Annotated in this window: 10 protein-coding genes; 3 read left to right on the top strand and 7 right to left on the bottom strand. The window is 59.7% G+C overall.

What is annotated here, in order from left to right:
* The 5 genes from ACODR8_RS19725 to ACODR8_RS19705 all read right to left on the bottom strand — a co-directional run.
* Positions 1-1,062, bottom strand: a protein-coding gene (locus ACODR8_RS19725) for an IS630 family transposase (RefSeq protein WP_489008822.1) whose coding sequence is annotated in 2 segments (ribosomal slippage) — positions 1-537 and positions 537-1,062 — 1,063 coding nt annotated over the 2 segments. Because the reading frame shifts where the segments join, the coding sequence is not laid out codon by codon here. This gene is flagged as partial in the annotation.
* Between the two features lie 72 nt (positions 1,063-1,134).
* The gene (locus ACODR8_RS19720) at positions 1,135-1,395 is read right to left on the bottom strand and encodes an NAD(P)-binding domain-containing protein (protein ID WP_489008824.1); all 261 of its coding nucleotides are present in this window, start codon (positions 1,393-1,395) and stop codon (positions 1,135-1,137) included.
* A gap of 402 nt (positions 1,396-1,797) precedes the next feature.
* On the bottom strand, positions 1,798-2,586 hold the full coding sequence (locus ACODR8_RS19715) for an NADPH-dependent F420 reductase (protein ID WP_489008821.1): 789 nt from the start codon (positions 2,584-2,586) through the stop codon (positions 1,798-1,800).
* The gene (locus ACODR8_RS19710) at positions 2,586-3,077 is read right to left on the bottom strand and encodes a transposase (RefSeq protein WP_489008823.1); all 492 of its coding nucleotides are present in this window, start codon (positions 3,075-3,077) and stop codon (positions 2,586-2,588) included. The genes ACODR8_RS19715 and ACODR8_RS19710 overlap by 1 nt, the downstream gene beginning before the upstream one ends.
* Before the next feature lie 82 nt (positions 3,078-3,159).
* Positions 3,160-3,774: a TetR/AcrR family transcriptional regulator gene (locus ACODR8_RS19705; protein WP_489008820.1), complete on the bottom strand. Its 615-nt coding sequence runs from the start codon at positions 3,772-3,774 to the stop codon at positions 3,160-3,162.
* Between the two features lie 76 nt (positions 3,775-3,850).
* Between ACODR8_RS19705 and ACODR8_RS19700 the strand changes: the two genes are divergently transcribed.
* Both ACODR8_RS19700 and ACODR8_RS19695 read left to right on the top strand, forming a co-directional pair.
* Positions 3,851-4,600, top strand: a complete 750-nt coding sequence (locus ACODR8_RS19700) for a glutathione S-transferase family protein (protein WP_489008819.1) — start codon at positions 3,851-3,853, stop codon at positions 4,598-4,600.
* Positions 4,601-4,849: 249 nt separating this feature from the next.
* A complete protein-coding gene (locus tag ACODR8_RS19695; protein ID WP_489008818.1) occupies positions 4,850-5,527 on the top strand; it encodes a nitroreductase in 678 nt (225 codons plus the stop codon).
* Positions 5,528-5,634: 107 nt separating this feature from the next.
* Here ACODR8_RS19695 and ACODR8_RS19690 read toward each other — a convergent pair whose 3' ends face one another.
* Both ACODR8_RS19690 and ACODR8_RS19685 read right to left on the bottom strand, forming a co-directional pair.
* Positions 5,635-5,964, bottom strand: coding sequence for a helix-turn-helix domain-containing protein (locus tag ACODR8_RS19690; protein ID WP_489008817.1), 330 nt, complete (start codon positions 5,962-5,964; stop codon positions 5,635-5,637).
* Entirely contained in the window at positions 5,948-6,328 is a 381-nt protein-coding gene (locus ACODR8_RS19685) for a type II toxin-antitoxin system RelE/ParE family toxin (protein ID WP_489008816.1), read from the bottom strand. Before ACODR8_RS19685 ends, ACODR8_RS19690 begins: the two co-directional genes overlap by 17 nt.
* 263 nt (positions 6,329-6,591) lie before the next feature.
* Between ACODR8_RS19685 and ACODR8_RS19680 the strand changes: the two genes are divergently transcribed.
* The coding region (locus ACODR8_RS19680) for a hypothetical protein (protein ID WP_489008815.1) at positions 6,592-7,144 on the top strand (553 nt) is incomplete at its 3' end.

Raw genomic sequence — 7,144 nt, 5'->3', positions numbered from 1 at the left:
ACTCACTCTGGCACATTCTGATGCCGTACGGAGGCCGTCCACCCCAACAGGGCTGGTCGGCGAGCTTGTTCCAAGCGTAGCAGCAGTGGTCGACGATATCGTCGTAGGATTTGAAGATGCGGTTTGACAGCCAGTTGTCGCGCATGAACTGCCACACGTTTTCGACTGGGTTGAGTTCGGGGCACCGGGGCGGCAGCGGCATAAGGGTGATGTTGGGAGGCACGATCAACTCAGCTGATCCGTGCCATCCGGCCTGATCCAGCAGCAGGACGGCATGCGCGCCCGGCGTGACGTGGAAGGCGATCTCCTCGAGATGCATGCTCATGGCCTCGCTGTTGCATCTGGGCATGACGATGCCTGCCGCCTTGCCTTCAGCAGGACAGATCGCGCCGAACAGCCATGCGGAGGACCCCCGCTGATCTTTGGGTGCCAAGGGGCGGGTGCCGCGCTTGGCCCACCGCCGGGTGAGTTTGGTCTGCTGACCCACGCGGGCTTCATCCTGCCACCACAGTTCTATCGGCGTTCCTCTCGCAAGCCTCCGCCTGATCTGCGCCAGACGGGAGGCAAAGCTTTTTTAAAATCGGCAATGTCGTCAGGCTTCTGGCCACGATGGCGGGGGCGCGCCGACAGCTTGCGGTAGCCCATCGCGCGCAGTTCCCGCCCTAGTGTGTGGCGCGTGACAGAGAGTGCGAACTCATCCCGGATCCACTGCGCAAGATCGACAAGCCGCCAGCGCACCACACCGTGCGCCGCTGGGATCGGTCCCGTCTCGACCGCCGCCGCGAGCCGACTGCGCTGCTCATCGTTCAGGATAGAGGCTCGCCCCGGAGCCTTTCGCGTGACCAGGCCATCAGGGCCGCCCTCGTTGAACCGCATGACCCAGTCGCGCACGATTTGTAGGGTCACGCCGGCAACCTTCGCCGCGTCGCTCCGGCTTCCGCCGTCCAGGATCAACGCAACGGCGAGTAGACGACGGACCTGATCGGCATCTCCACTTCGTCGTGCCAACTGGCGCAAATCCGCCGATGTGTAGTCAGATCGAACACCAATCGCTGCCGCCATCACAAGCCTCCCAGTACCTGCAACATCGAATCATAATTTTAGCAGCTTGGGAATCCCGAACGTGAGTCAGCATCAGCGTGCCTTGGTATCAGTTACAGCCAGCACGACCAGATCCTTCGCACTTGCGGCCTCTTCCGAAGTGACTGCTCGCACGCCGGTCTCCTGGGCGAATTCCCGCAGGGAAGCAGGGTCGCGTGAGTTGGCGATGGAGATCTGGTGCCCGAGCGCGATGAGGTACCGCGCCAGCGTCTGGCCGATGTTGCCCGATCCGATAATTCCTGTTTCCATGTTCAACACTCTAAATGATCTGAATAGCGGGCTTTGATAACGGATCTGTAGCGGCTAGCCGAGCGTGCGTTTAAAAAGGCAAGCATCTGGCGCCACCATATTCAGTGGCGTCTGCTCGAAGGGGCTCGTGCTGTCGGCTACAGCGAAACGAGGCTCGATGTGCAGGCAAAGTTCGTCCCGCGTGCAGGCTTTACGAAACACTCAACAGATTACAGGAAAGGCTCGACTTTTGACCGAAGAAGACGTCCGCGGCGCGGGCATTCTCGTTCGTCCTTCGTTTGCGGGAAACCTGAACACGGGGATATATTGATGACAGATCCAACTTGAGCCATCGCATCTTCGCAGCGCAAGAACATTCCTCACCGTTGGACAAGTGGGCCGATCTTTGGTCGTCTGCAGAGGTCGAGGCGTCGTGCCATTGCAGCGAACGCCTCGACATCGACGATATCACATGAACAGCGCGCGCGTTACGCGGACGAGATAGTCCGCGTCCGGAACGATCGCCGTGCCGCCGGCCAAGCGCTCCCCGACGGCTGCGATCAAGAGGTCACGGCGGACCGCCAAGCGCGCCGCATCGGCCGCCGCAAGCGCCGCCGGCAGCTCGTCACGACCGAGATCCGTGCAGTAGCAGGGCGCACCGCCCTGCTGCCGCCACGATTTGGCGAGCGTACCAGCATCCACTGCGTCGAGGCCGGTGTTTTCCACCAGCGCCATGGCGACGGCGCGCTCCCGCTCGCTGTCGGCGGCGACCGGAATGGCGATGCGGTCGGGATCGCCCGCAGGCTTGCCTTTAGTCGCCAGCGATCCGGACCCAATGCTGTTCCACGCTTTGGCGACCGTCCGGCCCAACTGTGCAGAGACCCATTCGCTCTCGACCTGCCCATCGTCCAGAGCGGCGATCTGGCCGTCGCGCGGCGGAGAATAGTTCGACGTGTCGATGATGACGGTGTCCGCATCGACGTCCGCCATCAACGGCACGAGCCCCGGGATCCGGTCGAGCGGGACGGACAGGATCAGCGCATCGACGCCGACGACAGCCTCCGCTGCGGTGACTGCGCGAGCGCCCGAAGAGAGCGTGTCCGCGTCGATCGTCTCCGGTCCCCGCGAATTGCCCACTTTGACGTCATGACCCGCCGCACTCAGCAGTTGGACGAGCGTTTTGCCGAGGTGGCCGGTGCCGAGAATGCCGATCTTCATGCTATGGATCCTTGCGTGAGTTTTAGGGCGCGGACTCATTACGCATTGCACCACAATCGGATGCAGATGAGCTTGATGGCGGCGAGATAGTTGGCATCATCCTTGTCGTATCGGGTGGCGATGCCTCGGAACTGTTTGATCCGGTTGAAGAAGCGCTCGACGAGATTGCGCTGGCGGTAGAGCCAGGACGAAAATGCGAAGCGCTGCTTGCGGTTGGAACGGTTAGGAATGTTGGCCCAGATGTTTCTGGCCGCCGCAGCCTCGCGGATGGCGGTGCTGTCATAAACCGCCGCCAATAGCCGGTCCCACACCCCAGCTTTCCGCCAACGGACGAACCGGTTGTAGCAGGTCGTCGATGGCCCATAGCGGTCCGGGATCTCTGCCCAAGGCGCGCCGGAACGGAAGCGCCAGAGAATGCCGTTTAGCACGCGACGATCGTCTACACGGGGCACACCGCGCGGCTTGTTGGGCAGCAATGGCTCGATGATCAGCCATTCCTTGTCTGTCAGTTCATATCGCCGCCGCGTCATACGCCCTCCATTCCAGAAGAGGGTCTGAATCACGACCCGGCCGAAGCTTCAACCCGATTTATGAGTTCGCGCCCTAGTCCGCTTACGGGTGAGCGAGAGCGTCGAGCACGGGGCTTGTTCCCGCTTCACCATCGTTTTCGAGAAAGCGCCTGAGGTGACGACAATCAGGCAACAGCCCTGCGTCACGGAAGCCCTCGACTGCCGAATCGTAGATGGAGATATCTGAACGGCTTCTTGCCAGGAGTTGCGCCCCGGCAATGGCCCCGAAGATAGCCCTTGCCCTTTTTTCGCTGTTCTCGATCGGGACGATCGAGGCCGCGGATAGTTGCCTGCCAATCCACGCCACGTTGACGTCAGCGAAGGATTGGACTTCCTTTTTCACAAGATCCGGCAGGTCGTCATATTCTGCAGCCATGAAACTGCCCAAGCACATCCGGTTGCCATTCTGAAGGGCCGCGCGGAAAATATCAGGGTATCGCTGCAGACAGGCCAGCGGGTCCGGCGTTTCGTCGGATATGGCCTCCAGAGCAATGGCGGCATCTTCCCAATAGCGCCTCGCTACCGCCGCACCCAGGTCAGCTTTGCTCGCAAAATGATAGTGGATGCTCGCCGATTTGATGCCGACATCCGCGGCAAGATCCCGAAAGTTCAGGCCGCCATAGCCTCGCGCCTGCGCGGTTCGCCTTGCGGCGTCCAAGATGGACTCCCTAGTATTTCTGCTCATTTCGAACCCTCGCACCTTGCGGTCTGCCAAATGGCAGATAGGCGTTGACGTGCCTGATAGCGATAGCTTAGAAACCTATCAACTGATAGATAGAAAGGATTTCGTCATGAGGATATATGACCGTCAGGCAGGACCACATCCTACTCGAGTCCGGATCGTCCTTGCCGCAAAAGGCCTCGATGATCAGGTCGAGTTTGTCAGCGTCGATCTCATCGCGGCCGCGCAGAAGCAGCCCGGCTTCCTGGCGATGAACCCGATCGGGAAAATTCCCGTGCTCGAACTCGACGATGGCACCATCATTTCCGAATCCACGGCCATCACTGAATATCTCGACAATCTGGATGGTAATCCGATTCTGACCGGCACGACCCCGCGTGAGAAGGGTCTCATTCACATGATGCAGCGTCGAGCGGAGATGATGGTGATCGACGCCGTCGACGATTATTTCCATTATGGCACCCCCGGCCTTGGCGCCGCTCTCCGACCCTGGCGGGCGCCCGAGTGGAGCGGTGCGAAGGAATGGGGGCAGCGGCGCGGCGCATACGCCGTGGCCAGTATGCCCTACTTCAATGATATATTGGCAAAGCAGCCGTATTTGGCAGGCGACCGATTTTCGATGCCCGATATCACTTTGTTTTGCGGCCTGATATTTGCCGACATTGTCGGCTTGCCGATCGCTTCGGAACTCACCTCCCTCCATGCATGGCGCAGCAAGGTTGCCGAACTTCCTGTGGTCAAGAATCGCACCGGTCAGACGCCGCTCCCGGAAGATCTGGCTCGCCTCAGTGCCGTGTCATAGCGAGACTCTATCTTTTGCGTTACGCTGACGCGGATTTGCCAGGTCGTGTCGCGGGGTTTTGGCTAGGCTCGCGAGTCCCAGGCACTTCAGCTTCCCGACCCAGCATCGTCAAATCGTTGACGTGGGCGATTCCCGCGGTGACCAGACCTTCCTTCTTGTCGGCGACAGTTTTCATCTCGCGCAAAGAGATTCTGCCAGATCGACGAAGTGCGATCCCATACATTACCGCCGAAGATGGAGACAATCCAAGTGCCTGAGCCCAAGCTGTTTCGAGACGTTCTGCGCGAGCGCCATTCGGTACGAAGCTTCCTGCCAGAACCTGTGCCAAAGGCGGTGCTCCGTTCCGTGCTTGAAGACGCACAACTTGCGCCATCGAATTGCAACACGCAGCCCTGGGAGGTTCACATCGCGTCCGGCTCGGCCCGGAACAAGGTCAGCGAAGCCATCCTTGCAGCCGATGAAACCGGGCACATAACGCCCGATTTCAGCTTCTCGCTTGCCGACTATCATGGCATCTACGGCGAGCGCTCCAGAGCGCAGGGCGCGACCTATTACCAGGCGATCGGTGTCGCGCGCGAGGCATTGGACGAACGCCGCAGCGCGTCCCAGCGCAATCTGAAGTTCTTCGACGCACCGCACGTAGCCTTCCTGTTCATGCCTGCCATGGGGGACAACGTGCGGGTCGCCGGCGATGTCGGTATGTACGGACAGACGTTCCTGCTCTCGCTCACCGCCCACGGGCTGGGCGGAGTCCCGCAGACCATGCTGGGCTTCTATGCCGATACGATCCGTGGTGTCCTTGGCATTGACCCGGCGTTCAAGCTGCTGTTCGGCATCTCATTCGGCTACCCCGATACGGCGCACGCCGCCAACAAGTACCGCATCGGCAAGGCGCCGATCGAAGACAGCGCGACCTTCCACGAATGACGATGGCCCGGTCGGCCCGCTCTGTACGAGCAGCCGGGACCATGCCTGCCTGAGAAAATTTGACCGAGACCAGGCGATAGCCGCCGTCAGACTCGTGAAGTAGACGGTCACAACAGTGCTTCGATGCCCTTACGGCGAATGACGTTCAGGATGGCGAGCGCAGGCCCCTTGGCCTGTTTGGTGCCGCGTTCAAGCTGCGAGATATAGCCCGGCGTCAGGTTCGTATATTTGGCGAGCGCGGCCTGGCTCAAATGCGCACGCTCGCGCACGCTTCGGATCTCTTCCGGGGTAATCGGTGCGGCCGTGAGCGGCGCGTCTGGCCCCAGGTGGCGGACGGTGATCTTCTCATAGACTTCATCGCCCACCAGCCCGGCGCTGTGCATATCCTCGGCCGTTTCGAGGAGGGCTTCGGTCAGATTGCTAAGCTTCTTCGCCATTTTCGATCTCCTGTAGCTTGCCCATGCCCACGGCTGCATCCAGGGCGGTGTCGTCATGCGCCAACAATTCGGCGGCAATGTCCCTCAAGGTCTGCAACTCGCTGTCCTCGATGTTCTCGCGCTCATTCTTGGCAAAGCCGTACAGAAAGAACGCCCGATCTTCCGTTCGATAGGCGACGATCATGCGAAACCCGCCTGATCGCCCCTGGCCAGGCCGGGCAACGCGCTGCTTGATGAGGCCGCCACCCAGATCGGCGTCGATAATACCGCGCTCGGCTCGCGCGATAGCCTCTTTCAAACCAGCGTCGTCAATTCGCTCACGCCGGACGAAGCGCGCAATCCATTTGGTTTTGAAAATCCGCATTGCGCCACCTTATAACACTATGTACTATAGCACGTGATCGCACATTTGCAACCTTTATAGGTCAGCCAGGTCCCCCCGCGTCGGGGTAACGATTGAGTGGATGGCAGAGAGGCGGCGTAAGCAGTGCGATTGGCGTCAGGCAGAAACCGCATTGGCCGCCAAAAGCTGCTGGTGAGCCGCTCACGAAAACTGGCTATTCATGGATCACAAATCATTTGCCAATAGGAGAAAGTCAGAACCACCAATTCCGGGGAGAACGGCGCATGATGTGGACGACCTTACTTGCCGCTGTAACAATGGCGGGCGGCTTTCCCTATCAAGTCGTAGTGCTCTCCAATCGAACAAAGCCAGTATCTTCGGCTCCCGCTGGGTATCCCGCGATGTGGAAAGAACATGTAGAGGTGGTTATAGGCACTGAGCCAAAGGACAAGGATTTTTCAGCTTTCATGCACCAGAAGGCGGAGGAGTTTCGGCAGGGTTTCTACCGTGGTGACAACCCCTCTTCATTTGAAAATTGGAACGACGCAGGTTCGGTGGATATCATCGAACATGTGATAGCAGCGTCACCAGATGTCGTGTCCGTTTCGATTGAAGTGGGCTTTTACTACGCAGGTGCGGCGCATCCCGGCGTAGGCACTAGAAAAAATCTCATTTGGTCACGCAGGCTTCATCGCGCGCTCTCAGAAGAAGACGTTTTCGCTGTTTCGCCTGATCGTGCCTTGCGCCGGGTTGCGTCAGCGCAATTTGACAATCGCGACAGACTTATACCAACCTGCATTGATCACGACGCACGTGCCCATTTGCGGCGTCCAATTG

This window comes from Sphingobium sp. FG58, assembly GCF_057809055.1.
Note: the sequence above shows the minus strand (reverse complement) of the source record. Positions and strands in the feature narration are given on the sequence as shown.

What these genes read in the sequence shown, in the direction of transcription:
- ACODR8_RS19710 (WP_489008823.1), bottom strand. Translation starts at nt 3,077, where the DNA reads ATGACGCGGCGGCGATATGAACTGACAGACAAGGAATGGCTGATCATC.
- ACODR8_RS19690 (WP_489008817.1), bottom strand. Translation starts at nt 5,964, where the DNA reads ATGGCGAAGAAGCTTAGCAATCTGACCGAAGCCCTCCTCGAAACGGCC.
- ACODR8_RS19715 (WP_489008821.1), bottom strand. Translation starts at nt 2,586, where the DNA reads ATGAGTCCGCGCCCTAAAACTCACGCAAGGATCCATAGCATGAAGATC.
- ACODR8_RS19685 (WP_489008816.1), bottom strand. Translation starts at nt 6,328, where the DNA reads ATGCGGATTTTCAAAACCAAATGGATTGCGCGCTTCGTCCGGCGTGAG.